General features: G+C 73.9%; 21 protein-coding genes. 14 read left to right on the forward strand and 7 right to left on the reverse strand.

The window, feature by feature from the left end; translation table 11 throughout:
• The first annotated feature begins 5 nt into the window (after nucleotides 1–5).
• The 4 genes from ACFY4B_RS22035 to ACFY4B_RS22050 are packed head-to-tail and all read left to right on the forward strand — an operon-like array spanning nucleotide 6 to nucleotide 2,337.
• Nucleotides 6–668, forward strand: coding sequence for a 2OG-Fe(II) oxygenase (locus tag ACFY4B_RS22035; RefSeq protein ID WP_380741071.1), 663 nt, complete (start codon nucleotides 6–8; stop codon nucleotides 666–668).
• 12 nt (nucleotides 669–680) lie between these two features.
• Nucleotides 681–1,022, forward strand: a complete 342-nt coding sequence (locus tag ACFY4B_RS22040; RefSeq protein WP_387970041.1) for a metal-binding protein — start codon at nucleotides 681–683, stop codon at nucleotides 1,020–1,022.
• Nucleotides 1,019–1,582, forward strand: coding sequence for a hypothetical protein (locus ACFY4B_RS22045; RefSeq protein ID WP_387970043.1), 564 nt, complete (start codon nucleotides 1,019–1,021; stop codon nucleotides 1,580–1,582). Before ACFY4B_RS22040 ends, ACFY4B_RS22045 begins: the two co-directional genes overlap by 4 nt.
• The gene (locus tag ACFY4B_RS22050) at nucleotides 1,579–2,337 is read left to right on the forward strand and encodes an alpha-ketoglutarate-dependent dioxygenase AlkB family protein (protein WP_387970046.1); all 759 of its coding nucleotides are present in this window, start codon (nucleotides 1,579–1,581) and stop codon (nucleotides 2,335–2,337) included. The genes ACFY4B_RS22045 and ACFY4B_RS22050 overlap by 4 nt, the downstream gene beginning before the upstream one ends.
• On the opposite strand, the gene ACFY4B_RS22055 is transcribed toward ACFY4B_RS22050, so the two are convergent.
• On the reverse strand, nucleotides 2,331–2,987 hold the full coding sequence (locus ACFY4B_RS22055; protein ID WP_387970049.1) for a LysE family translocator: 657 nt from the start codon (nucleotides 2,985–2,987) through the stop codon (nucleotides 2,331–2,333). The genes ACFY4B_RS22050 and ACFY4B_RS22055 overlap by 7 nt on opposite strands.
• Nucleotides 2,988–3,329: 342 nt before the next feature.
• Here ACFY4B_RS22055 and ACFY4B_RS22060 point away from each other — a divergent pair, with 342 nt between their 5' ends.
• From ACFY4B_RS22060 to ACFY4B_RS22070, 3 genes are all read left to right on the forward strand, one after another.
• Complete coding sequence (locus ACFY4B_RS22060) at nucleotides 3,330–4,430, forward strand: SIS domain-containing protein (protein WP_049659031.1); 1,101 nt, start codon at nucleotides 3,330–3,332, stop codon at nucleotides 4,428–4,430.
• A gap of 40 nt (nucleotides 4,431–4,470) precedes the next feature.
• Complete coding sequence (locus tag ACFY4B_RS22065; RefSeq protein WP_049659034.1) at nucleotides 4,471–5,247, forward strand: SDR family NAD(P)-dependent oxidoreductase; 777 nt, start codon at nucleotides 4,471–4,473, stop codon at nucleotides 5,245–5,247.
• Nucleotides 5,248–5,338: 91 nt separating this feature from the next.
• Nucleotides 5,339–6,493: a pyridoxal phosphate-dependent aminotransferase gene (locus tag ACFY4B_RS22070; protein WP_074005840.1), complete on the forward strand. Its 1,155-nt coding sequence runs from the start codon at nucleotides 5,339–5,341 to the stop codon at nucleotides 6,491–6,493.
• A gap of 331 nt (nucleotides 6,494–6,824) precedes the next feature.
• Here ACFY4B_RS22070 and ACFY4B_RS22075 read toward each other — a convergent pair whose 3' ends face one another.
• Nucleotides 6,825–8,693 (reverse strand): RICIN domain-containing protein, encoded by a 1,869-nt coding sequence (locus ACFY4B_RS22075; RefSeq protein WP_387970053.1) that lies wholly within the window; start codon nucleotides 8,691–8,693, stop codon nucleotides 6,825–6,827.
• A gap of 261 nt (nucleotides 8,694–8,954) precedes the next feature.
• On the opposite strand from ACFY4B_RS22075, the gene ACFY4B_RS22080 reads away from it, so the two are divergent.
• The 5 genes from ACFY4B_RS22080 (at nucleotide 8,955) to ACFY4B_RS22100 (ending at nucleotide 14,518) form a co-directional block, all read left to right on the forward strand.
• Nucleotides 8,955–9,410, forward strand: coding sequence for a hypothetical protein (locus tag ACFY4B_RS22080; protein WP_387970056.1), 456 nt, complete (start codon nucleotides 8,955–8,957; stop codon nucleotides 9,408–9,410).
• Between the two features lie 241 nt (nucleotides 9,411–9,651).
• Entirely contained in the window at nucleotides 9,652–10,107 is a 456-nt protein-coding gene (locus tag ACFY4B_RS22085) for a hypothetical protein (RefSeq protein WP_380775341.1), read from the forward strand.
• 178 nt (nucleotides 10,108–10,285) lie between these two features.
• Entirely contained in the window at nucleotides 10,286–10,474 is a 189-nt protein-coding gene (locus tag ACFY4B_RS22090; protein WP_387970059.1) for a hypothetical protein, read from the forward strand.
• Nucleotides 10,471–13,071, forward strand: coding sequence for an ABC transporter permease (locus ACFY4B_RS22095; protein WP_387970062.1), 2,601 nt, complete (start codon nucleotides 10,471–10,473; stop codon nucleotides 13,069–13,071). Before ACFY4B_RS22090 ends, ACFY4B_RS22095 begins: the two co-directional genes overlap by 4 nt.
• 295 nt (nucleotides 13,072–13,366) lie before the next feature.
• Nucleotides 13,367–14,518, forward strand: a complete 1,152-nt coding sequence (locus tag ACFY4B_RS22100) for a cytochrome P450 (protein WP_387970065.1) — start codon at nucleotides 13,367–13,369, stop codon at nucleotides 14,516–14,518.
• A gap of 168 nt (nucleotides 14,519–14,686) precedes the next feature.
• On the opposite strand, the gene ACFY4B_RS22105 is transcribed toward ACFY4B_RS22100, so the two are convergent.
• Nucleotides 14,687–15,907 carry a macrolide family glycosyltransferase gene (locus tag ACFY4B_RS22105; RefSeq protein WP_387970068.1) on the reverse strand — a complete coding sequence of 407 codons (1,221 nt, stop codon included), beginning with the start codon at nucleotides 15,905–15,907 and terminating at the stop codon, nucleotides 14,687–14,689.
• A 405-nt stretch (nucleotides 15,908–16,312) separates the two neighbouring features.
• On the opposite strand from ACFY4B_RS22105, the gene ACFY4B_RS22110 reads away from it, so the two are divergent.
• Complete coding sequence (locus tag ACFY4B_RS22110; RefSeq protein WP_387970071.1) at nucleotides 16,313–17,347, forward strand: 3-oxoacyl-ACP synthase III family protein; 1,035 nt, start codon at nucleotides 16,313–16,315, stop codon at nucleotides 17,345–17,347.
• Between the two features lie 18 nt (nucleotides 17,348–17,365).
• On the opposite strand, the gene ACFY4B_RS22115 is transcribed toward ACFY4B_RS22110, so the two are convergent.
• Entirely contained in the window at nucleotides 17,366–18,649 is a 1,284-nt protein-coding gene (locus tag ACFY4B_RS22115) for an amidohydrolase family protein (protein ID WP_387970074.1), read from the reverse strand.
• Between the two features lie 236 nt (nucleotides 18,650–18,885).
• Between ACFY4B_RS22115 and ACFY4B_RS22120 the strand changes: the two genes are divergently transcribed.
• On the forward strand, nucleotides 18,886–19,950 hold the full coding sequence (locus ACFY4B_RS22120) for an alpha/beta fold hydrolase (RefSeq protein ID WP_387970077.1): 1,065 nt from the start codon (nucleotides 18,886–18,888) through the stop codon (nucleotides 19,948–19,950).
• Here ACFY4B_RS22120 and ACFY4B_RS22125 read toward each other — a convergent pair.
• From ACFY4B_RS22125 to ACFY4B_RS22135, 3 genes are read right to left on the reverse strand one after another with little or no spacing between them, the layout of a single operon-like run.
• Nucleotides 19,940–21,244: an NAD(P)/FAD-dependent oxidoreductase gene (locus ACFY4B_RS22125; RefSeq protein WP_387970080.1), complete on the reverse strand. Its 1,305-nt coding sequence runs from the start codon at nucleotides 21,242–21,244 to the stop codon at nucleotides 19,940–19,942. The two genes, ACFY4B_RS22120 and ACFY4B_RS22125, sit on opposite strands and share 11 nt — an antisense overlap.
• Nucleotides 21,241–22,032 (reverse strand): ABC transporter ATP-binding protein, encoded by a 792-nt coding sequence (locus tag ACFY4B_RS22130; protein WP_049651163.1) that lies wholly within the window; start codon nucleotides 22,030–22,032, stop codon nucleotides 21,241–21,243. The genes ACFY4B_RS22125 and ACFY4B_RS22130 overlap by 4 nt, the downstream gene beginning before the upstream one ends.
• Nucleotides 22,029–23,861, reverse strand: coding sequence for a dipeptide/oligopeptide/nickel ABC transporter permease/ATP-binding protein (locus ACFY4B_RS22135; RefSeq protein WP_387970341.1), 1,833 nt, complete (start codon nucleotides 23,859–23,861; stop codon nucleotides 22,029–22,031). Before ACFY4B_RS22135 ends, ACFY4B_RS22130 begins: the two co-directional genes overlap by 4 nt.
• Between the last annotated feature and the right edge of the window lie 23 nt (nucleotides 23,862–23,884).

Here is a 23,884-nt window from a genome sequence, read left to right on the forward strand (position 1 = left end):
CCGCCCTGACCGCCGAACTCGACACCCACGGCTGCGCCCCGACGCCCCGCCTGCTCGACCCCGCCCAGTGCCGGGAGCTCGCCGCGCTCTACGACCGGCCCGAACTGTTCCGCACCACCGTCGACATGGCCCGCCACCGCTTCGGCTCCGGCCAGTACCGCTACTTCACCCACGACCTGCCCGAACCCGTCGCCGCCCTGCGCGAGGCCCTCTACCCCCACCTGCTCACCGTCGCCCGCACCTGGGCCGACAAGCTCCGCCGCCCCGCCCCTTGGCCCGACACCCTCGCCGAGTGGACCGCCATGTGCCACGCCGCCGGCCAGGACAAGAGCTCCCAGATCCTGCTGCGCTACGGCCCCGGCGACTGGAACGCCCTGCACCGCGACGTCTTCGGCGACCTCGTCTTCCCCCTCCAGGTGGTCATCGGCCTCGACGCCCACGGCACCGACTACACCGGCGGCGAGTTCCTCCTCGTCGAACAGCGCCCCCGCGCCCAGTCCCGCGGCACCGCCACCGTCGTCCCCCAGGGCCACGGCCTGGTCTTCACCACCCGCGACCGCCCCGTCCCCTCGGCCCGCGGCCACCGCGCCGGCCCCGTCCGCCACGGCGTCAGCACCGTGCGCAGCGGCCGCCGCCACACCCTCGGCCTCGTCTTCCACGACGCCTGAGGCCCCGCCGCCATGGCCGCCACCGGCACACCCGGGCCCGCCGCCGACACCGCTGCGCCCACCGTCGGCGCCGCCCCGGTCCCGTCCCGCCGCTACACCCTGACCGGACCCGACAACCGCCCCTACTCCAGCACCACGCCCGGCACCCTCGGCGGCCACCGCCGGGGCCGCCTCTACGGCCGCCTCGACTGCCCCTCCGCCCTGCGCACCATCGCCGCCGGCGGCTACGTGCGCCACCGCGTCTTCTTCGCCGACGAGGCCACCGCGATCGCCGCCGCCTACCGGCCCTGCTCGGTGTGCCTGCCCGAGAGGTACCGGCAGTGGAAGACCCGCCGGAAGGACCGCACCCCGTGAACCCCCGCCCCGCACCCGACCGCTCCCCGCTCCTCCCCGAACCCGGGCCGACCGCCTACGGCGACCTCCCCGCACCCGCCCCCCACACCGCCCCCGAACTCGCGGCCCTGCTGCGCCTGCTCGCCGACCACCGCCGCCCGCCCCCGCACGGCGTCGCGATCGGCCACAGCCGCGACGACGCCTCCCGCGCGGCCGCCGCCTTCGCCGACGCCTGGCAGGCCGCAGGCCACGCCGTCCTGGCCGTCGTCGACTGGCCCGAACAGGCCGCCTCCTGGCTGCGGCCCGCCCACCGCCTCACCGCCCCCGAACCCGACGCCCTCGTCATCGCCGCCGCCCCGCTCGGCTGGGCCCAACTCGCCCGACGCCTGCGCCACAGCACCCCCTGGCGCCCGGACCGCACCTTCGGCTTCGCGTCCCTCGCCGAGCCGGTCGCCGCCGCGCTCGCCGGGCCCGGCGTCCTGGACGGCGTACGCGGCGCGAGCGCGGACGGCGGCACCTGGCGCATCGCCTCCGGCTGGACCGACTCCTTCCCGCCTGCCACCCCGGGCGCCGCCACGTGACCACCACCCCCGCCCTGTTCGGCCCGCCGCCCGCCGGCTACGAGCGCCGCGAGATCGCGCCGGGCGCCGTCCACCTGCCCGGCTGGCTCACCCCCGACCGGCAGCGCGACCTCGTCGCCGCCTGCCGCGCCTGGGCCACCGGGCCCGTCCCGATCCGGCACACCCGGCTGCCGCGCGGCGGCGTCATGTCCGTACAGACCGTGTGCCTGGGCTGGCACTGGCAGCCGTACGCCTACACCCGCACCGCCGACGACGTGAACGGCCGACGGGTCGCCCGCCTCCCCGACTGGCTCGCCGACCTCGGCCGCCGGGCGGTGGCCGACGCCTACCAGGACCCCGGCCAGGGCGCCGGCTACGAACCCGACGCCGCGCTGGTCAACTTCTACGACGCCGACGCCCGGCTCGGCATGCACCAGGACAAGGACGAGCGCTCGCTCGCCCCGGTGGTCTCCCTCAGCATCGGCGACACCTGCCTCTTCCGCTTCGGCAACACCCGTACCCGCAACCGGCCCTGGACCGACCTGACCCTCGCCTCCGGCGACCTACTCGTCTTCGGCGGCCCCTCCCGCCTCGCGTACCACGCCGTGCCGAAGATCCTCCCCGGCACCGGCGACCCCGCCGTCGGCCCCGTCCGGGGCCGCCTCAACATCACCCTGCGCGTCACCGGACTCACCGACCGCGCCCCCGAGGCGACCGGAGCGGCCCCCGCCGGGGCCGCCCCCGTCGCCTCGCCGGAGTCGGGAACGCGCTACTGACGGGCCCCCACCGCCGCCCCGAGCCCGAGCAGCGCCACCCCGGCCACCCCCGACAGCCCCCGTTGCACCTTGCGCCGCAGCAGGACGCGCTGGATCGCGCCCAGGACCGCGACCACCACGACGTACCAGGCCAGGGCCAGCAGCCAGAACAGCCCGGCCAGGAGCACGTGCTGGGAGAGCTCGGACATGCCGGGCAGCTGGAACTGCGGGAAGAGGGAGAGGTAGAAGGCGGCGACCTTCGGGTTGAGCAGATTGCTCAGCAGGCCCTGGCGGAAGTCCGCCGCGCTGTCCGGCGCCCCGCCACGGCCGTGACCGGCGGGCTGCGCGGCCGTCGCGTCGTCAGCTCCGTCCTCGCGTCGGCCGAGACGGATGAAGTCGATCAGGGACCGGATGCCCAGGTAGGCGAGGTATAGGGCGCCGGCGATCCGCACGGCGGTGTAGAGCACTTCGGAGCCCGTGAGCAGCGCGGTCAGGCCCGCGACGGCCGCGCCGGCGAGGACCGCGTTGCCGAGCATGATGCCCATCGCGGTCGCGGCCGCGCCCCGGCGGCCGCCCCGTGCCGCGTTCCGCAGCAAGAGCACCAGGTCGGGGCCCGGAACAACGATGATCAGAAGAGAAGCGAGTACGAACGTCAGTAGCTGCGCAGTCATACACCAATCATGGCGCGGTTGAGAAGGGTTTTGGGCAAGTTGGTGAGAACGGCCGGTTCCTCCGTGTCCCGAAGCGTGGCGGTCGTCTGCATTCAGGGGACTTGTCCGTTCGGCTGCCGCCGCCGTTCTCATATTCCGTCAGAATCCCTCTCAGCATGTGAGACCGGCGAAATCGGACCATGCGGTCCCTGGTCGATTCGCAGACTTACCGATGTGAATGCCACGAGGCCTTCCGCGCTTGTTAGAGTCGAATCACCCGAAGCAACCCGGGTCTCCGGAGTTCGGTATCCGGAGTCGCACGACTTCTTCGACCCGCACGCGACCGTGATGGAGTGAGATCGCATGAAGTCCCGACTCGACCGCTACGAGGAATTCATCGAGAAGGAGTACCGGGCCGGCCTGACGAAGCCCGACGAGTACTCGCTCGACGACGTCACCCCGGACCTTCGAAAGCGTCTCTCCGAAGGGAGGTTCAAGCGCATCGTCTTCACCGGAATGGGCTGCTCGGCCATCGTCTCGGATATCGTCCGCGGCTACTTCACGGAGATCGGCCTGCCCCTCGAAGTGCACGTCGTGAACGACTACGACTTCCGCTTCCTGGCCGCTCCCTCGGTCCTCGAGGACGAGGCGACCCTGTACATCATCAGCTCCTACAGCGGGCACTCGCAGGAGCCGGTCCTCGCCTACCAGCGGCTTCGCGCCGTCCGGGACCAGGTGCTCCTGCTCACCTCCGGCGGCAAACTGGCCGAGCTCGGGCGGGCGGACGGCGCCTCCATCGCCTACTGGCGGCTGCGCGAACCGGACCGCGAGTACCCGCTCTTCCACGTCTCGCAGTACTTCGCCATCCTGATGGACATGTTCCACGAATTCGGGGTGCTGAGCGACGACCACCACGCCCGGCTGGGCGAATTGGCGGGCCTGCTCGAGGCGGATTTCGAGGAGAACGGCCGCGAGGCCGCCCGTCGGATCGCCGACGCGAGCGAGGACGCGAACATCATCATGATCGCGTCCCCGAAATGGCACGAGAGCCTGCTCAAGCTGGCCAAGATGCACTTCAACGAGATGGCCATGGTTCCGACCGCCCGGAACTACTTCCACGAATTCTGCCACAGCGAGGTGGCCACGCTTTCCGACCCGGTGCGGAAGCACAGCACGGTCTGGTTCTCCGACGCGGACGACGACGAGTACACCCTCGCCAAGGGTGAGAACCTGCAGCGTCTGCTGACCGACGACCGACCGGAGAACCGGAACATCCGGTTCTCCCGGGTGCACCTTTCGGAGGGGGACTTCCTCCGGAAGTACTTCACCGCCCTCAACGTGGTGCAGCACGCGGCACTCCGCCTCGGCCGGCACCACGAGACGCGGTCGCGCGACCTCATCTCCGAATCCGCCGGAAACCCCTGGTACCACAGCACCACCATCGAGTCCGAGCTGACGGCGTAACACCCGGACGGAGAGAACGGAGAGGACTGTGGTGGCGGACATGGATGACACCAGTCCGCTGCACCTGTTCGACGTCACAGGCAAGGTGGCCCTGATCACTGGGGCCACCCGCGGGCTGGGCCAGGCCATCGCGGCCGGCCTGGCCCGCGCCGGTGCCAGAGTGATCGTCGCCGGGCGCAGCAGCGAAGCAGCAGACGCGGTCGCCGGCAAACTGGCCGTCGACGGAGGATCCGCCGTCGGTGTCGGGCTGGACGTGACGCGGGAGGCAGAGGTCGAGGACGTCCTCTCCCGTGCGGTGCGCGAACACGGCGGACTCGACATCGTCGTCAACAACGCCGGCATCATCGACAGGTTCCCGGCCGAGGACTACCCGGCCGAGACCTGGCAGCGCGTCATCGACACCAACCTGACCGGCGCGTTCCTCGTGTCACGCGCCGCCGGGAGGGCCATGCTCCGGCAGGGCAGCGGAAAGATCGTCAACATCGCATCGGTCCTGGCCCACAGCGGTGGCCGCAACGTCGTCGCCTACGCGGCGAGCAAGGGCGCGCTGGTACAGCTCACCCGGTCCTGTGCGGCGGAGTGGGCCGGGCGGGGCGTCCACGTGAACGCGATCGCCGCCGGCTACTTCGAGACGGACCTGACCGCCGGTCTGCGCACGGACGCGCAGCGCAGTGCGGGCCTGCTCACCCGGGTACCCGCCGGCCGTTGGGGCAGGCCCGAGGAGCTCGTCGGGACCGTGCTGTACCTGGCCTCGGAGGCGTCCAGCTACGTCCACGGAGCCGTCATCGAGGCGGACGGTGGATGGACCGCCGCATGAACAGCCACCGCATGAACAGTCAGCGCATGAACACCCACCGGGTGAACACCCACCGACCCCACGACCGGCCCGAACACGGGAGGAGGCACCGATGAAGCCGCACGCGCGGAGGCTCGACGGGTTCCGGCAGTCGACCATCAGGGCCATGACCGAGCGGTGCGTCGCCGTCGGCGGCATCAACCTCGGCCAGGGCCTGTCCCGCACGCCGCCCCCGGACGACCTGCTCGACCACGCGACCGCACACTTCGCGTCCGCCGACCACTCCTACAGCCCCGCCCACGGAGACGCCGTCCTCCGGCAGGCCGTCGCGCGGAAGCTGGCGGAGTACAACGGAGTCCACGTCGACCCGGAGCACGGGGTGGTGGCCACCATCGGCGCCACCGGCGCGTACAACGCGGCGGTACTGGCCCACCTCGACCCGGGAGACGGCCTGCTCCTGCCCGAACCCTTCTACGGCTACCACCGCACCGTGGCGGAGATCCACGGGGTCGTTCCCCAGGCGGTCAGGACGGACGCCCCCGGGTTCCGGATCGACAGGGCGGCCCTGGAGGCGGCCACGACGGACCGCACCAGGGCGATCGTGCTGTGCACACCCGGCAATCCGTCGGGCCACCGGATGCCACCGGACGAGATCGAGGAGGTGGCGCGCTTCGCAGCGGACCGGGACCTGCTGGTGATCACCGACGAGATCTACGAGCACCTCTACTACGGGGACGAACCGCACCGCTCGCCGGCGTCGTTCGACCTGCTGCGCGACCGCACGATCACGGTCTCCGGCCTCTCCAAGACCTACAGCATCCCCGGATGGCGGCTCGGCTACGCCGCCGGACCCCCGGAGCTGATCGCGCCGTTGCGCATCGCCGCCGACGCGCTCTCGGTGTGCGCCCCCACCCCGCTGCAGCAGATCGCGGCACGGGCGTTCACCCTGCCGGACTCCTTCTACGCGCGGACGCGCCAGGACTACCGCCGCAAGCGCGACCGGATCGCCGCGGCGTTCCGTGACGCGGGCCTCGCGACCAACGACCCGGAAGGCGCCTACTACCTCCTGGTGGACGGGACTCCGCTGGGCGGCGACAGCGGCGAGGTCGCGGAGACGATCCTGAGTGCCGCCGGCATCGCCACCATCCCGGCCGACGCGTTCCATCTCGGGCCGGCCCCTTATCCCTACGTCCGCGCGTGCTTCGCCCTGACCGACGCCGACATCCTCCGCGTGGAGGAACACCTCTCCGAGGTGAAGTGGCCCTGACCGCCGCGGTCATGCCGGCCGGCCGCCGCCCCACCGCGGTGAGGCACCGGCGCCCGCCCGCCCGCCCGCCTCGCCGGCGGCCGGCCGACAGCCGCGAGCAGCACGGCCCAACCGGCCCGCCCCTGGCCGGGATTGGCGTACCTCTCCGCCCGCAGTACCGCGGACCCCGGCGTCCGGGCGGTACGCGACCGCCATCCGGTGACCCCCTCCCTGTGGGCGGCCTGCCTCCACGCCGGCGCATGGCGTGCGCCCGTCGCGCCACGGCGTCCGGCTCAGCCCGCGACACCCTGCTCGTGCCGGGAAGTCCCGTTCCCGGCCTCTGGAACGAGCTTCAGCGGCGTGAGCCGTAGCCCCAGTGGTGGTCCGGGTAGTCGCCGCACGGGTACTGCATCAGCGGGGCCTGCGGGGCGTTGCTGCCGTGGGAGACGGCGAGGCACTGGCGGCTGTTGCCGTTGACGAAGCGGATGCCGTGCGGCCACTTCTCGATCTTCCAGGCCTGCCCGGGGTTGTTCCGGCACGCCGACTGGACGACCTGGGCGGTGGCCTCGGTGCTGGAGTCCTGGACGGAGAGACAGAGGGCGCTGTTGTAGCTGACGATCCGGTAGTAGGTGTCGCCGTCGGCGTCCGTGTAGGCCTGCTGGGTCTGCCAGAAGTGGTCGGGGAAGTCCCCGCAGGGATACTGCTGGACCTGTGCGCCCTCCTCCCGGCTCCCGCCGGGCGTGGCGATGCACTGCAGGCTGTTGTTGTTCCTGATCGCCACCGATCCCGTCGGCGGGACGAGCGGGGTGCCGCCGAGGCGCCCCGGTGCCGGGAACGCGGACGCGGAGGCGGACGCGGCGGCGGTGGGCACCGGGGGCGGCGCGGGTCGGTCGCCCCCGGTCGAGGCCGGAGGGCCGGTGGCTTCCGACAGCGCACGGGGCGGCTCGCCGGGAACCGCCGGACCGGGCTGTGCCGCTGCGCTCCGAACCCCCGCCGCCGGAGCCGGCCCGCCGTCCGGTGGGGGTGCGGTCGACGCGGTGGCCGGACCGTCGCCGGGGGGCCGCGCCGACGGGCTGCCCGCCGGTGGCGCGGACGGTTCGGCGCTCGTGCCGGGCGTCGGCGCGGCGTCGGAACCGACCGCCAGGGGGAGCGCTCCGGAGGAGGTGGGCACCGGGCGCAGCTGTACGCCCACCAGCACGCCCGCCAGCACCAGGGCTCCGGCCAGGACCGCCGCCGCGCCGACGGCCGCGCCCGTCCTGACGGCCCGACGCCCCGGTGCCCCGACGGGCTCGGTGGGATAGAGCGGATCGTCGGGCGGAGGGCCGTCGAACGCCGGGCCCGGCGGGAAGAAGCCGGTCGGGCGATTGTCCGTGACCGGGACCAGCTCACCGCGGACAACCACGGCGGCGGTCGTCGCCGGGGCCATCCGGGCCACCTCCAGGTACCGGCCGGCCAGGGCCGTGCGTACCGCGAGGAGGTCCGTGTGCAGGCGCCGGAGCACGGGCAGGTGCGCCGGCACCCCGTCGGCCACCGCGGGCTCCGTACCCGGCTGTCGGCCACCGTCGGCCCCGGCCGGCGACTGCTCCTGGTCGACCAGGAGCCCCAAGGCGCGTTGCTCCTGCTCCGCGGTCCGCCGTGCGTCGTACGCGCTCTCCCGGATGCGGCGCACCTCGTCCAGGCAGCGCGTCGCCTCCAGCAACCGGGCCCGCCGCTGCTCCGCATCGCCCCCGCCGGGCGGCAGCGGCGCGAGGGGGGCCGGCCCGTCCGCTCCGGCGGCGCCCAGTTCACCCCGTAGCTCGGCCACGATGGCGATCAGCACGCGGATCAGTTCCTCCGCCTCCGCCACGCCGGCCTCGGCCTGCCGTTGCGCCTGCCTGGCCAGATCCAGTGCCTGCCGCGCGTCCGACCGCCCCGCCGCGGGCGACGGGAGTCCCCTGGCCGCCAGCCCGGCCCGTTCGTGCAGCTGACCGGCCCGGGCCAGGAGCACCGCCTGGGCCCGGGGGTCCGTCACGCGGTCGTGGATCAGCTGCCGGAGCAGGTGCCACGGGATGTCCTTCTCCGCGGAGCGGTACTCGCTCCAGCTGGTCCTGCCGGCCGGGTACCGGCGCGCGAGTTCGCGGACGGTGAGCCCGGAGGTCACCTCCCGCACCAGCCCGGCCAGGTCGTTCGCCTGCTCGGTCTCGCCCTTGAACCGCCCCTGTGGGCGTCCGGCGCTCCCCATTCCCTGCCCCCTGCCGTGTCCGTGGTCAATCCGGGTTGTCCGCTGTTCACCTGGGCCGCGGCCGAGTCTTGTAGATGGACAATCAAATACGCCCGCACTGTGGGAACTCCACCGGGTCTTCGGACAACTTGTCGCAGCCTGCCTGCGACGGGACACGCCGGCCGGAACCTCCGGTGCCGGAGCCGGGGCTGCGCCGTCCCGCGGCGGCGGTCACCCGACGGCCCCGGACCTCGGCAACCACCGCACTCGAAGGAGTTCTCGATGATCAGGAAGCAGCTCGCGACGGTCCTCGCGGCCACCGTCCTCGCCGGAGGCTTCGTCGGCCTCTCCGCCGGCGCGGCCCACGCCTCCGCCCGGGTCAACAAGTGCGGGAGTGCGTACGACTTCAAGTGGAGCTGGGACATCACCGACAACTCCAGCGCGGCTCCGGTGGTCGGCTTCATCGACATCTACTACAACAGCGGGAACGGGTACAACTGTGCGATCGCCCGCGGGCGCGACGCGGCGGTCACCGGCCAGCACGAGATCTACGTCGCGATACGGCGCTCCGGAACGGACGGCTGGATCGACGACGGCGCCGGCAGCAACTACACCCAGTACGCGGGCCCGGTCTACGTGTACGCCAAGGGGTCCTGCATCGACTTCGTCGGTGGGCTGAAGTACAACGAGTTCACGGGGCAAGGGGCCTCCAGCTACAAAGCCCAGCACTGCGGCTGAACCCCTCCGGGCGGCAGGGCCCGTTCGAGCGGGCCGGCCGCCCCCTGACGGGGCGCCGGGGAGTCGGTACCACGGACCCCGAGCGCCGCGACCGGGCGGCCGACCGACGACAACGGGGGCGGTCGGTCGCCCGACGTACCACCCGGCGGCGACGCGATCCAGCAACGCACCACCCGCCGCCGGCAGTTCCGTGCGGATCGCGGCAGCGGTCCGCGAACCCCGGCACTCGAAGGAGTTCTCGATGATCAGGAAGCGTCTCGCGACGGTCCTCGCGGCCACCGTCCTCGCCGGAGGTTTCGTCGGCCTCTCCGCCGGCGCGGCCCACGCCTCCGCCCGGGTCAACAAGTGCGGGAGCGCGTACGACTTCAAGCGGAGCTGGGAGATCAACGACATCCACAACGTGGCCGCGGTGGTCGGCTTCATCGACATCTACTACAACAGCGGGAACGGGTACAACTGCGCGATCGCCCGCGGGAACGACGCGGTCGTCAGCGGCCAGCACGAGATCTTCGTCGAGATACGGCGCTCCCGCGACAGCACCTGGATCAAGGACGGTGTCGGCAGCAACTACACCCAGTACGCGGGCCCGGTCTACGCGTACGCCAAGGGGGCCTGCATCGACTTCATCGGGGGGCTGAAGTACAACGAGTTCTCCGGCACCGGTGACACCGGCTACAGCTTCGAGCACTGCGGCTGAGCCGTGGCCGGGCGGCAAGGCCCGTTGGAGCCGGTCCGGCCCGCCCGAGGCCTGCGCGCGTGGGGTGGGGCTATCCCCACCCCACGTCCGCCGGTCGCCACCATGGTTCGTGCCCACCCGCCGTTCCTAGCCTGGACCCCGTCGCTGACGGACACGATCCACGAGGGATGGCAGCACCATGGCAGCCCGCCACCACCGCCCGGAGTACGAACCGCCCGAGCCTCACGCCCCCGCCCGCCCCGCGATCGGACCGCGCGCGGTGCGGCGCGGCCACGGGCGCGGCGGCGAGGAGGTGCACGTGGTGCGCGGGGTCGACCTCGCGCCGGGCCGCGGCAGCTCCACCGCCGCGTCGGGGGCGGCGGCATGAGCAACGGACTCGCGCGCGCCTCGGTGCGCTTCCGGCCGCCTTCCTTCGCGGGGACCTTCGTCGCCCTGCTGTTCGGCGCGGCGGTCATCATGGGCTGCGGCACCCTGTTGCAGACCGGCATCACCGCGAGCGTGCCCCCGGTGCGCTACGCGCAGGCGCCGGTCGTCGTCGCGGCCGGTCCGGACATCGGGATCGTCCGCAAGGTCAACAAGAAGGAGAAGGCCGTCGACCGGCCGGTGCCCGACCGGCCCCGGGTGGACGCGGCCCTGGCCCAGCGCATCGCCGCCCTGCCCGGTGTCGCGGAGGCCCGTCCCGACACCGCCTTCCCGATCCAGCCGGGTCCGGCCGCACCCGGCCTGACCGGGCGCGGGTACGCGGCGCTCGGCATCGCCGGCGGCGCGGACACCCTGGTCGAGGGCCGCGCCCCCGGCCCGGACGAGGTGGTCCTGGACGCCGCCACCGCACGGGACGCCCGGCTGGCACCCGGCGCGAGCCTCACCCTGGTCGCGCCCGGCGGCAGCGGCACCTACCGGATCTCCGGCCTGGCCGCGCCGCAGAACGCCGGCCCGACGGCCTGGTTCGCCGACGCGGTGGCCGGGCAGCTCTCCGGTCACGCCGGCCGGGTGGACGCCATCGCCGTCCAGCCGAGCGAGGGCGTCGGCGCCAAGGACCTCGCCCGCCGGCTCCGCGAGGCCCTGCGCGACACCGCCGGCCCGCAGGCCTCCGGAGCGTCGCCCACCGGGATCAGGGTGGTCACCGGCGAGGACCGCGGCTCCGTCGAGCAGCCTGGGCTCGGGCAGAGCCGGACGCTGCTGGTCGCGATCGGCGGATCCTTCGGCGGCACCGCCACCATGACGGCCGTCTTCGTGGTGGTGTCCACCGTCGCCCTGGCCGTCGGTCAGCGGGCCCGCGAGTTCGCCCTGCTGCGCGCCGTCGGCGCGACCCCCCGCCAGATCCGCCGCACGGTCGCCACCGAGGCGATGCTGGTGGCACCCCTCGCCGGCCTGCTCGGCCTCGTCCCGGGCGTGGCGCTGGCCCGCTGGTGGTTCGACGGACTGGTCTCGCGCGGCGCCGTCCCCGAGGGCGTCGAACTGGACGTCGGAGCGGTCCCCGCGCTCGTCGCCGTCGCCACCTGCTCGCTGGCCGCGCTGGCCGCCGGCTACCTCGCCGCGCACCGTCCCTCCCGCCTGCGCCCCGGCCAGGCGCTCGGAGAGGCCTCGGTGCCGGCCGGACGGGCAGGCGTGGTGCGGGCCCTCCTCGGTCTGGCGGCCGTCGTGGGCGGCGTCGTGCTGGCCGCCGTCGCCGCCGGCCTGAGTGGTGAGAACGCCGCCAACACCGCGCTCGGCGTGGTCATGTGCTTCCTGGTGGCCACCGCCCTGCTCGGCCCCTGGGTGGCCCGGGTCGCCGCCGGAGTGCTCGGCCTGCCGCTGCGGGCGGGCGCGGGCGGCACCGCCGGATCGCTGGCCGCCGACAACGCCCGGGCCGACGCCCGCCGGCTGACCTCCGCGATCACACCCATCGTGATGGTCAGCGCCTTCTGCGGCACCATGCTGTTCATCCAGAGCAGCGTCGGGCACGCCACCGGCGAACAGCTGCGTGCCGGGGTCGTCGCCGACCACGTGCTCGGCTCCACCGGTCGCGGCCTGCCCGCCGCCACCGCCGAACGGGCCGCCGAAGTGCTCGGCGTCGAAGCCGCCGTGGGCGTGCTGCGCACCGGAGCCGTCTACCGCTCCGACGGGAAGCTCCGCTCCGCCAACGCCCTCGGCGTGTCCGGCGATCCGGCGAGGCTGCCCCGGGTCCTCGACCTGGGCGTGCGCAGCGGCTCGCTCGCCGACCTCGCCCGGGGCACGGACACCGTCGCCCTCGACGCGGCCCTCGCCGACAGGCTCGGCCACAGCGTCGGCGACCGCGCCTCCTTCTGGCTCGGCGACGGCACCCAGACACAGCTGACGGTTGTCGCCACCTACGAACGCGGCCTCGGCTTCGGGCAGTTGATCCTGCCCCGGGCCGCCGTCGCCGCACACGCCGCCGTCGCCTACGACAGCCAGGTGCTCGTCGCGGACGCACCCGGAGCCGACCGCGCGGACGTCGCCGCCCGGCTGGCGAAGCTCCCCGCCGAGGCCCCCACCACCGGGGCCGCCACGGTCGTCGGGCTCACGGTGGCCGACCGCGCCGGGTACGTCGCGCAGACCGACCGCAGGCGCGAGGCCGGCGACTGGGCGAACTCCGTGATGGCGGCCGTCCTCGGCGGCTTCGCCGCGATCACCGCCGCCAACACCCTGGTGATGACCGTCCTGGACCGCGGCCGCGAGGTGGCCCTGCTCCGCCTCACCGGCGCCACCCGCCGCCAGATACGCGGCATGATGCGCTGGGAGGCCCTGCTGGTGGCCGCGACCGGGCTGCTGCTCGGAAGCCTGATCGCCTGGATCACCCTGGTCCCGATCGCCCGGGGCCTCGCCGACGCCCCGCCGTACGTCCCGCCCGGCACCGCCCTGCCGCTGGCCGCCGCGGCCGTGGCCCTCTGCCTCGCCGCGACGGCCCTGCCGACCCGCGCCCTGCTGCGCTCCCGCCCGCTCGCGGCGAGCGGCCGGCGGTAGACGGACCGCGGTAGGGGAACCGCCGGACCGGGGGCGGGACGCCCGGCCGCCTGCCGCCGGACGGGTGAACCCTGAGCGGGCCGGATGGCGCCCCGGCTGCCGCTTCGCCACCATGACGTCCGCGAACCACCGTGCCCGTCCGTCCGACGCCGACGGCGGGCGGTGACCCGCCCGAGAGCCGCCGGTGCCTGCCGACCGCACCGCAGCCATCCGACGATCCCAGGGGGAACCGTTGCCCCAAACCGAGAACCTCACAACCACTGTCCCCGGAGCACGGCTGGTCCCGATGCACCGCATGGAGCTGCCGTCCGTGGGGCCGCCGCGCCGTGAGCAGCTGCCGAACGGCACTCCGATCTGGCTGGTCACGCGCTACGACGACGTCCGCCGGGCTCTCGTGGACGCCCGGTTCAAGCGGTCGCTGCTGTTCGCCCCGGACGCGCCGCCGCTGAGTGACACGCCCAACCTGGGCAGCGACCGGGACTCGATGTTCCACAAGGACGGGATCGAGCACCACCGGATGCGCCGCGTCTTCCAACGGGCGTTCACCCCCGGCGCGATCGAGCGGTCGCGTCCGTGGGTGACCTCCGTGGTCGACCGGCTGCTGGACGACCTCGTGCGGCTCGGCGCCCCGGCCGATCTGGTCACCGGGTACACCAGGCCGCTGCCGAGCGAGGTGATCGCCAGGATGATGAACCTCCCCGGCGAGGACCTCGGACGCGTCCGGGACTGGACCGAACTCGCCTTCGCCACCGCCGACCGCGACCCCGCCGAAGTCAGCCGCGCGATGCGGGAGTTCACCGCGTACGTGGCCGGGCTGCTCGCCGGCCGTCGGCGCGCACCCGGCGACGACCTGGTCAGCGCCATCGTCCGGGCCGCGGACCGGGAGGGTGAGGTGTCCGAGCGCCAACTGGTCAACCTGGTGTGCGGACTGCTCGTCGCCGGACACGAGACCAGCATGACCACGCTGGCCAACGCGGTGCTCTACCTGCTCGCCGAACGCCCCGACGCCTGGAGGCGCATCGGCTCGGACGAGGCGGCGGCCGCCCTGGCGGCGGAGCGGCTGCTGCACACCATCCCCCTGGGCGCCAACAGGGAACGCCCCGGAAGCCTCCTTCGTACCGCCGAGGAGGTCGAGCTGGGCGGCGTGACCATCGGCGCCGGCGACATCGTCGCGGCCGACCGCACCACCGCCAGCCGGGACCCCGGCGTTTTCCCACCCGATTCCCTCAGCCGGCTGTTCGACCCGCTGGAAGCCGGCACCCTGGCCTTCGGCGCCGGTCCCCACTTCTGCCCCGGCGCGTGGCTGGCCCGCCTCCAGATGCGGATCGCCCTCCACCGTCTCGCCGCCCGCCTGCCCGGCCTGCGCCTCACCCTGCCGACCACCGGGATCGAATGGCGGCTGGGCACCTCCACCCGCAGCCCCCTGCACCTGCCCGCCACCTGGTGACGAGCCGGACGGCACCGATGCTCCGGGACAGCCGTCCTCGTGAACACCGGTGTCCCGGAGTCCAGGCGGTCGCCGTCGACGGAGACGGCGACGACCGGTCCACACAGCTCTTGACGATCACGTGGTGGCCGCACCCGCTTCCGGTGAGGGCGACGCAGGAGCGCAGAGTCACACGGAGTGCTGACGGAGGTACTGCTCGATCACATCGGCGCCGCGTGTGACTCCACCGCTTCGCAGGATGGCTTGGCGCATTCCCGCAAGGCTGACGCGTACTGCCGGGTCTGAGGCGACCCTGTCGATCGCCGCCCGCAGTGCCTCGGCGCTCACCATGTCGGCGTCCAGGCATTCGCCGAGCCCGAGTTCCCCCAGGCGCCCGGCGTTGGCAGCCTGCTCGGGTGTCCGCGGGACGGCGACGAGGCCGACCTCGTAATGCAGCGCCTCCATAACGGAGTTCATTCCGGCGTGCGATACGAAGGCGGTGGCATGGCGGAGTACCGCCAGTTGCGGGAACCGCGACCGGACGTCCACCCGGCTCGGGATGGCGCCGAGTACGGCGGCATCCGTATCGCCCACGGTCATCGCCAGCTGCCAGGGCCCGTCGGCGATGGCGTCGATGCAGGCGCGGTAGAACTCCGGGCGACCGTTGAAGACGGTGCCCAGTGAGACATACAGCAGTGGCGCGTCGGGGTCGGGCGGCGACCAGTGCTCGGTCTGCTCGCGACTGCCCATCGAGGGGCCGACGAAGTGAAAACGTTCGTCGAAGCTGTCAGCGGCCGGCTGGAACTCTCGCGGGACGAACACGAGGTTGAGCCCGTCCGCCATCGTCATGGTGTCGGCGACACCGAGCGGGACGCCGTACTCGGTGGAGAAGGCCTCACAGTCAGCGGCGAGCAAGGCCATCGCCGGATCGCCGGTGTCGAGCCCTGCGGTCAACTGCCGGTCCAGTGAATACGCCTCGTTCGAGGCGAGGTGAGGGAAGCACTGCACGGCGGGGATCCCCAGCCTCCTGGCGATGGTCCGGGCAGGCCAGTTCGTCGTGTCGTAACAGATTGCGTCCACAGGCTCCGAGGCACAGTACTTCTGCAACACCGGGTAGGTCGCGCGCATTGCCGCGAAGTAGTGGCGTAACCAGCCGGCCACGGCCTCTGGGCCGATCTTCGATGGTGGTGTGAACGGCTCCAGCGGCGGCAGTTCCAACCAGCGTGCGCCGGCACTGGTGACCGTGGCGGCGTGGCCTGCTCCGGTGGCGTAGTCCACCTGGTGCCCGCGCCGTACGAGTTCCTCGACCAACGGCACCATTGGATTGATGTGTCCATGTCCGGCTAGGGTCATGAAGAGTAACTTCTTCAGCACAGGGACACCCTGGCAGCACCAGCGCCGCAACGCCATCGAGATTCGCGACTCGCCGCAGCCACCGGCGGCGATGATGCCCGGGCCGCCGTCGAGCCCCGCAGTTCGACGCCCTCGCCATCGGCGACCCCTGGTACACCGTTGGATCGGTCATCCGCGCTCTTTTCGTACGACTTTTCGGAGTGGACGGTCAATTGTGAGAGCGGCGTATTCATCTTTCCTGCGCGGATCCATTTCAGGAATCCGGTCGATAGCACATCACGGCGGCTGGATGTCAATTCGTCGGCGGCTTCGTCACGCTTACGGATTACCACGAGACATCTGGCCCCGATGTTTCATGGAACGATGCGACGGTACTGAAAAATGACGGACCGGCAGGGGAAGGAAAAGAACCATGGGAGCCTCTCGCGGCGGACCGATCGAATCCGGGCGGAGCACCCTGCTGTGACCGTCACCGTGGAGCAGACGCTGCACCACCAGACCGGCGCCGGCCTGCCGGTGCCGTTCGCCGTCGCCGGGACGGGGGTGCACCTGCCGCCGACCGTTGTCACCAACGAGGAGCTCACCCGCACCCTGGACACCAGTGACGAGTGGATCACCAGCCGCACCGGGATCCGTGAGCGCCGGCGGCTGGCCCCGGACCTGGCGACCTCCGACATGTGTGTCGCCGCGGCCCACCCGGCCCTGGAGGCCGCCGGGGTCGGGCCTGCCCAGCTGGACGCGGTCGTCGTCGCTTCCTACACCGGGGACCAGCCGCTCCTGTCGACCGCGTTGATGGTCAAGGACGCCCTCGGCGCCCACCGCGCCCTGTCGCTGGACGTCACCCAGGCGGCCTGTGCGTCCGGCGTCCAGGCCGTGCTGATCGCCGCCCACCTCCTGCAGAACCCGTCCATCAGCACCGTTCTGCTGCTCGCGGCCGACTGCGCCTCCAGGATCACCGATCCGACCGACCGCACCGCCGGGGTGTTCTTCGGAGACGCCGCGGCGGCCGTGGTGCTCACCCGCACCGACGAGGCCGGAGCGGGCCTGCTCTCCTACGACCTGGGCTCCCAGCTCTCCTACGGCGTCCAGATCCCCGCCGGGGGATCCCGGCTGCCCACCACGGCGGCCACCGTCGCCGCCGGGGAGCACTACCTGCGGATGGACGGCCGTGCCGTCTGGAACACCGCCACCGCCCGCCTGCCCGAGAGCATCGCGAGCGCCGCGCACCGGGCCGGGGTGCCGGTCGACCGGATCCGGTACTTCTTCCTGCACCAGGCCAACCTGAACATCCTCCACGAGACCATGACCGCCCTGGGCGTTCCCCGCGAGCGCGTCCCCGTCACGGTCGAGCGGCTGGGCAACACCGGGTCGGCCGGGCTGTTCACCGCGCTCCACGCCACGATGGCCGAAGGCGCCCTGCTCCCGGGGGACACCTATGTGCTGTCCGGGATCGGTGCGGGATTCCAGTGGGGAACCCTCTGTCTCCGGCACGCCTGACCGGCCACAGCGAGGGGGTCAGCCGAGTTCGTTCCTGTGGACGACGCCGTCCTTGACGATCAGTCGCAGGTTGCGGTCGGGGTCGGCGAGCACGGACAGGTCGGAGGTCGGGTCGCCGTCGACGACCAGGAGGTCGGCCCAGGCGCCCGGCGCGATGACGCCGAGCGGTGCGGCACGGTAGGGGTCCCGGCGGCCGGACAGGCGGAACAGCTCGGCGTTGCCGGAGGTGGCCGTCCGCAGGGCCTCGACCGGGCCGAGGTGGCCGCCGAGCCGGACGAGCATCTCGTTCTGCCGGTGGGCCTTCCCGGGATCGAAGACCAGGTCGGTGCCGAAGGCCAGCCGCACGCCGTGCCGCACCGCCCAGCCGATGGTGCGGGCGACGCCTTCGCAGACCTCGCGGTTCTTGCGGGCGCTGTCCGGGGAGGCGTAGTGGTGGTCGTCGACCTCGAACGGCTGGGTGCTGAGCCAGACGCCCTGCTCCGCGAGGTGGCGGACGGTGTCCTCGTCGAGGAGGTGCCCGTGTTCGACGCAGCGCACCCCGGCCCGTACCGCGCGGCGGACGCCTTCGGAGGTGTAGACGTGCACAGTCACATAGGTGCCCCAGTCGGAGGCCGCGGCGACGGCGGCCTCCAGTTCGGCCGGGGTGAACTGCAGGACGTCCAGCGGGTCGAACTCGGAGCTGACGCCGCCGCCGGCCATCAGCTTGATCTGGGTGGCGCCCTTCCTGAGCTGTTCGCGCACCGCGGCGAGCACCCGTTCCGGCCCGTCGGCCACTCGGGTGAACCCGAGCTGCTCGCTCCGGGCCGGCGGCCCGCCCAGGGCGGTGGGGGCGTCGTGGACCGTCCCGAAGTCCCCGTGGCCGGAGGTCTGGGAGACGGCCGCCTGGCTCGGGTAGATCCGCGGGCCGGGGAACAGCCCGCGGTCCAGCACCCGCCGCAGCGGTTCGGTGTCGCCGGCCATGTCCCGCACCGTGGTGAAGCCGCGCATCAGCATGGAGCGGGCCGCGGCCAGGGCCTGGTAGTAGACGGTGCCGGTCGGCGCGAGCTGGAGCTCGGCCATGGTGCCGCCGGCCGCGAACAGGTGGACGTGGGCGTCGGTGAGCCCGGGGATGAGGGTGCGGCCGCCGCCGTCGAGCACCGTCGCGCCACCCGGGGGACCGGACGGGAAGGGACGGCCCAGCACCACCTCCGCGATCCTGTCCCGCTCCACCCGGACGTACCCCGGCGCCGCCTCGGCTCCGGTCCCGTCGAAGACGCGCACGTTCGTCACCAGTAGCCCGGCACCCGCTTCGTCGACACCCATGCCGCCATCTTCGACCGGTCACGGAGCCGGGACCAGAGGGCCGGACGGATCGGGTCGGTCCGGTGGTGCCCGGCCGGCAGCCGACCGGCCCGGCCCCGGGTGCGTCCGGGGCCCGGAATGCCGGACTGTGGGGGAGTTGATCAGGGTGAGGGCACGAGCGGGCGGGAAAGAGAAGGCCAGGGGGCAGTTGTCGGACGCGCTGCTGTCGCGGAGGGCCGATGCGACGGGACGGACGAATGGCGAACTCCCTGCTCGCGGTGGTGAGCCGGGACTGGATCGGGGCGCCGGTCGCGCTGGCGGTGGCGGCAGCGGGCGGTGGCCTCCTCGCGGTGGGGGCGGCCTGGTCGGTGGCGCTCGCTGGCCTGGCGCTGGCTGTCGGGGTGCTGCTGGCGGCCGGGGCCGTTCGGCACCTGGTGCTGGTGGCCCGGGAGGCGCGGGCGCATCCGCCGCCGGGGCGGTTGGTGGACGTGGGCGGTCACCGGATGCACGTCCTCGCCGAGGGCCGGGCCGGGGCGGGGCCGACGGTGGTCTGGATGCCCGGCGGGCACGCCCCCGGCGAGGACCTCCGGGAACTGCACACGATGCTGTCGGCCCAGGCCCGGTCGGTGCTGGTCGACCGCCCGGGGACGGGCTGGAGCGACGTCGGGCCGTTCCCCCGGACGACGGCCGCCGAGGCGGCGGAGCTTCCGGCGGCGCTGGAGGCGGCGGGGGAGCGGGCACCCTTCGTGTTCGTCGGCCACTCCTTCGGCGGGCTGCTGGTCGCGAACGTGGCCAGGCGCCGGCCGGACCTGGTGGCGGGGCTCGTCCTGCTGGACCCGACCCCCCTGGAGGTCATCGCCTTCGCGCCGCCCAACGGGCAGCTCGCGGCGCTGCGCCGGGGCGTCCTGCTGATGGCGGTGCGGCAGCTGTTCGGCGCGCACCGGGGCCCCGGCGGCCGGACCGGGCCGTGCTGCGCCGCCGCGTCGATCTTCGCCGAGCTGTCGCCGTCCGGGCTGGCACAGGTGGGCTGGGACACCGTGGTGTACGACGGGGATCTCGGGGACCTGCCGCTGGTGCTGGTGGTACCGCGGGACCTGATCGGCGGCGAGGCGGTGCTGGCCGGTGCCCGGGACGCGGTCGAGGCCGAGCGGATCAGCCGCTTCTACCTCCGCAGCAGGGTCCGCTACCTGGCGGCGTCGACGGCGTCGAGGCTGGTGTACACACCGGCGGGGACGGGTCACGACTTCCCGCACGAGGCGCCCGAGTTCGTGGTCGGCGTGGTCGGGGACCTGGTGCGCGAGCTGCCCGTGATCAGCCCATGACCGTCCGCGCGGAGTCCGTCCGGACCGGGCGGCGACGGGAGAAGGCGCCCAGGTCGACCACGGTGCCGGTGTGGTCGCAGCGGAAGTGCACCGGGTCGCCGTCGTGGTCGTGCCCGGCCTCGACGCGGTCGATCAGGGTGGCGAGGTAGCGGCCCACCAGCGGGGCGTTCTTGAACTGGTTGCCGCTGGTGCCCATCGCGACGTAGTAGCCGTCGAGGGCGGTGCGGTCGTAGATCGGGGTCCAGTCGTCGGCGACGTCGTACACGCCCGCCGCGCCGAGGGGCCGGTTGGGGACCCGGAGCGCCGGGAACCGGCGCGCTGCCCGGGTCACCTGGGTGCGGAAGCGCCGGGCGGTGGGGCGGGGATCGGCCTCGTCCGGATCGTCGATCCATTCGTGCGGGTCGCAGTCCGGCTCGGTCCCGCCGACCAGGAGCTGCCCGCCGGGGGCCGTGCGGACGTAGGTGCCGACGTCGAGGTCGGCGACCAGGGGGAAGGGGTCGGCGGTCCGGACGTCCGGTGCGGGGACCTGGTGGACCTCCTCGCGCAGCGGACGCACACCGATCGTGAAGTCGGCGCCGACGCCCGCCAGCCGGTTGAGGCCGCCCGACCACGGGCCGGCGGCGTTGACCACGACCGGTGCGGCGATCCGCGAGCCGTCGGCCAGGCGGACGCCCGTGACCCGGTCCGCTTGCCGGTCGACGGCCACCACGGTGTGGTGGAGGAGGAGTCGGGCGCCCAGCCCGATCGCGGCGTCGGCGAGGTTCAGGGCGGCGAGCTGGGGGTCGTCGACGTACCCGGCGTCCGGGGTGAACAGGGCGCCGAGTTCGCCGGACGGGTCGGCGAAGAAGGCGTCGTCGTCCACCGGCTTCGGCGGCCAGTACCGTCCGGGGTCGATCCCGGGAAGGCGCTTGCGCAGCGTCGGGGCGTCCCACCGCTCGTACGGGACGCCGGCGCGCTCGAACAGGGCGGCGGTCTCGGAGGGGTCGACCTCGGGGGAGTCGAGCAGCACGGCGCCGGTGCGGTGGAAGGCGGCGAGCGGGCGGGGGCCGGTGAGCCGCAGGTGGTCGGGCCAGGACGTCCAGAGGTGCTGCGCCTCCCAGGCGGTGGCGACGCTCGCGAAGGTGGAGTAGTTGAAGCGGATGATCGCGCTGGAGGCGCTGGTGGACCCGTGGCCGACGGCGCCCGCCTTGTCCACGACGACCACCTGCCGCCCGGCGCGCGCGAGTTCGAGGGCGACGGCGGCGCCGATCACCCCGGCTCCGACGACCACGGCGTCCGGTCGAACGTCGGTCATGGCGGCCCCTCCCCGGGCGGCGGCGTGCGCAGGCTCGGCACGGCGGCGAGTAGCGTCCGAGTGTACGGGTGCCTCGGGGCGCGCAGGAGGGTTCCGGTGGGGGCGGTCTCGACGATCCGGCCGTGCCGCATGACCGCCACCGCGTCGGAGACGTGGCAGACCGCCGGCAGGTTGTGGCCGATGAACAGCATGGACAGCCCGAGCCGCCGCTGGAGTTCCCGGATCGTGTTGAGCACGGAGGCCTGCACCGAGACGTCGAGCGACGAGGTGATCTCGTCGGCGATCAGCAGGCCGGGTTCGACGGCCAGGGCGCGGGCGATGGCGACCCGTTGGCGCTGCCCGCCGGAGAGCCGGCGTGGCAGCCGGTCGGCGAGCCGCGGGTCCAGGCCGACGAGGCCGAGCAGTTCGGTGACGCGCTCGGCGCGGGCGGGCCGGTCGAGTCGGCGGAAGACGGTGGCCGCTTCGACGAGCGTCTGGCGGACCGTCATCCGCGGGTCGAGCGCGGTGTCCGGGTCCTGGAGGACGACCTGGACCAGGCGGCCGAGCCGGCGGCGGTCGCGGACGGTGCGGGTGCGGGCCTCCCGGCCGTCGAGCAGGACCCGGCCGGCGTGCACGGGGGTGAGGCCGACGATCGCGCGGGCCAGGCTCGACTTGCCGGAGCCGGACTCGCCCACGAGCCCGAGCGTCGTACCGGACGGGACCGCCAGCGAGACGCCGTCCACGGCGGTGACCGGGCCGCGCGGGCCGGGGTGGCGGACGGTGAGGCCGGTCACCTGGAGTTCGGTCATGACGCGGCCACCGCCTCCGGGTCCGCCGCCACCGGTACCGGGGACCAGCACGCGACCCGGTGGCCGGCGTCGAGGTCCTCCAGCGGCGGGGCCTGCTCGGCGCAGTGGTCCCGGCGGCGCGGGCAGCGGGGCTCGAACGCGCACCCCGGGGCGGGCAGCAGCGGGTCGGGCGGTGCGCCGTCGACGGTCCGCAGCGGCCGGTCGCGGTCGGCGGTGAGCTCCGGGACCGAGGCGACCAGGGCCCGGGTGTAGGGGTGCCGGGCGCCGTCGGCGAGGCGGTCGGCGGGCAGGGCCTCGACGATGGTGCCCGCGTACATCACCAGGACGCGTTCGCAGAACTCCCCGACGAGCGCGACGTCGTGGCTGATGAACAGGATCGCGGCGCCGGTGTCCCGCCGGATCTCGGACAGCAGCCCGGTGATCTGCCGCTGCACGGTGACGTCGAGCGCGGTGGTCGGCTCGTCGGCGATGATCAGGCCGGGCCGCACCATCAGCCCGGAGGCGATCATCACGCGCTGGCGCTGGCCGCCGGAGAGCTGGTGGGGGCGGGAGCGCAGCAGCGCCGGGGGGAGGGCGACCCGGCGCAGCGCGTCGGCGGCCTCCGCGGCGGCCCGGGCACGGCTCGCGCCCCGGTGGGCCCGGACGGTCTCGGTGAGCTGGGTGGCGATCCGCAGGGACGGGTTGAGCGCCGAGGCCGGGTTCTGGAAGATCACCGCCAGGCCCGTCGCGAGGTGCCGGTCCCGTTCCTTCGGGGGCAGGGCGGCGAGGTCGGCCCCGAGCAGCCGCAGGGTGCGCCGGGGCGCCCGGGCACCGTACGGCAGCAGGTCGGCGACGGCGAGCGCGGTGAGCGACTTGCCGGACCCCGACTCGCCGACGAGCCCGACGGTCTCGCCCGGCCGCAGGGCGAGGCTGACGCCGCGCACCGGCCGGATCACGCCGTCAGGGGTGGGGAGTTCGACGTGGAGGTCCTCGACCTGGAGCACCAGGCCGTCCTCGGCGGGGCCGCTCGCGGCGGGCGTCGGTACGGGCGTGCGCGGCGCCGGGCCGCGCCGGGCGACGCTCCCGGCCAGGACCTCGCCGAACAGTTGGAAGGTCAGGGCCGCGTAGAGGATGGCCAGACCGGGTGCGAGGGCGGGCAGCGGCTCGGCGTAGACGCGGTCGAGCCCCTGGTTGAGGAGCTGTCCCCAGTCGTAGCCGGGTGGTTGGACGCCCAGGCCGAGGAAGCTCAGCCCGGAGAGGGCGACCAGGGAGGTCCCCGCCGCCGTGGTGGTGGCCAGGAGCAGCGGCTCGGCGATGTTGGGCAGGACGTGCCGCCACAGCAGCCGCAGGCGGCGCAGGCCGAGGACCCGGGCCGCGGCCAGGTGGTCGGTGCCCGCCACCCCGGCGGCGAGGGTCTGGGCGAGCCGGGCGAAGCCGGGGACGCCCGCGGCCGCGAGGGCCAGCACCGCCCCGGCGGCGCCCGCGCCGAACACGACCGCGAGGAACATCGCGACCAGGAGCGCCGGGAAGGCGAGCAGGAGGTTGACCAGTCCGGCGGTCAGCCGGCGGGCGCGCCGGCCGAGCACGGCGGTGGCGGCCCCGAGCAGGACCCCCGCGCTCGCGCCGAGCAGGACGGCCGCCAGCGCGAGCAGCAGGGAGGGCCGGGTGGCCGCCAGGACCCGGGCGAGCAGGTCCCGGCCGAGGTTGTCGGTGCCGAACGGGTGCCCCGCGGACGGCCCCTGGAGCACCGCCGAGGGGTCCGGGCGGTCGGCCGCCGCGCCCCAGACCAGCGGTCCGACCAGCGCGAGCAGGACGAGCGAGGCCAGCATGACGGCGGTGACCCAGGCCATGGGCGAGCGCCGGAGGCCGGACG

The sequence above is a fragment of the Kitasatospora sp. NPDC001261 genome, from assembly GCF_042896795.1.
GTDB lineage: Bacteria > Actinomycetota > Actinomycetes > Streptomycetales > Streptomycetaceae > Kitasatospora.

What these genes read in the sequence shown, in the direction of transcription:
- ACFY4B_RS22115 (WP_387970074.1), bottom strand. Translation starts at nt 18,649, where the DNA reads ATGGGTGTCGACGAAGCGGGTGCCGGGCTACTGGTGACGAACGTGCGC.
- ACFY4B_RS22040 (WP_387970041.1), top strand. Translation starts at nt 681, where the DNA reads ATGGCCGCCACCGGCACACCCGGGCCCGCCGCCGACACCGCTGCGCCC.
- ACFY4B_RS22100 (WP_387970065.1), top strand. Translation starts at nt 13,367, where the DNA reads ATGGAGCTGCCGTCCGTGGGGCCGCCGCGCCGTGAGCAGCTGCCGAAC.
- ACFY4B_RS22080 (WP_387970056.1), top strand. Translation starts at nt 8,955, where the DNA reads ATGATCAGGAAGCAGCTCGCGACGGTCCTCGCGGCCACCGTCCTCGCC.
- ACFY4B_RS22090 (WP_387970059.1), top strand. Translation starts at nt 10,286, where the DNA reads ATGGCAGCCCGCCACCACCGCCCGGAGTACGAACCGCCCGAGCCTCAC.
- ACFY4B_RS22070 (WP_074005840.1), top strand. Translation starts at nt 5,339, where the DNA reads ATGAAGCCGCACGCGCGGAGGCTCGACGGGTTCCGGCAGTCGACCATC.
- ACFY4B_RS22125 (WP_387970080.1), bottom strand. Translation starts at nt 21,244, where the DNA reads ATGACCGACGTTCGACCGGACGCCGTGGTCGTCGGAGCCGGGGTGATC.
- ACFY4B_RS22095 (WP_387970062.1), top strand. Translation starts at nt 10,471, where the DNA reads ATGAGCAACGGACTCGCGCGCGCCTCGGTGCGCTTCCGGCCGCCTTCC.
- ACFY4B_RS22105 (WP_387970068.1), bottom strand. Translation starts at nt 15,907, where the DNA reads ATGGCGTTGCGGCGCTGGTGCTGCCAGGGTGTCCCTGTGCTGAAGAAG.
- ACFY4B_RS22055 (WP_387970049.1), bottom strand. Translation starts at nt 2,987, where the DNA reads ATGACTGCGCAGCTACTGACGTTCGTACTCGCTTCTCTTCTGATCATC.
- ACFY4B_RS22060 (WP_049659031.1), top strand. Translation starts at nt 3,330, where the DNA reads ATGAAGTCCCGACTCGACCGCTACGAGGAATTCATCGAGAAGGAGTAC.
- ACFY4B_RS22065 (WP_049659034.1), top strand. Translation starts at nt 4,471, where the DNA reads ATGGATGACACCAGTCCGCTGCACCTGTTCGACGTCACAGGCAAGGTG.
- ACFY4B_RS22085 (WP_380775341.1), top strand. Translation starts at nt 9,652, where the DNA reads ATGATCAGGAAGCGTCTCGCGACGGTCCTCGCGGCCACCGTCCTCGCC.
- ACFY4B_RS22075 (WP_387970053.1), bottom strand. Translation starts at nt 8,693, where the DNA reads ATGGGGAGCGCCGGACGCCCACAGGGGCGGTTCAAGGGCGAGACCGAG.
- ACFY4B_RS22135 (WP_387970341.1), bottom strand. Translation starts at nt 23,861, where the DNA reads ATGGCCTGGGTCACCGCCGTCATGCTGGCCTCGCTCGTCCTGCTCGCG.
- ACFY4B_RS22130 (WP_049651163.1), bottom strand. Translation starts at nt 22,032, where the DNA reads ATGACCGAACTCCAGGTGACCGGCCTCACCGTCCGCCACCCCGGCCCG.
- ACFY4B_RS22120 (WP_387970077.1), top strand. Translation starts at nt 18,886, where the DNA reads ATGGCGAACTCCCTGCTCGCGGTGGTGAGCCGGGACTGGATCGGGGCG.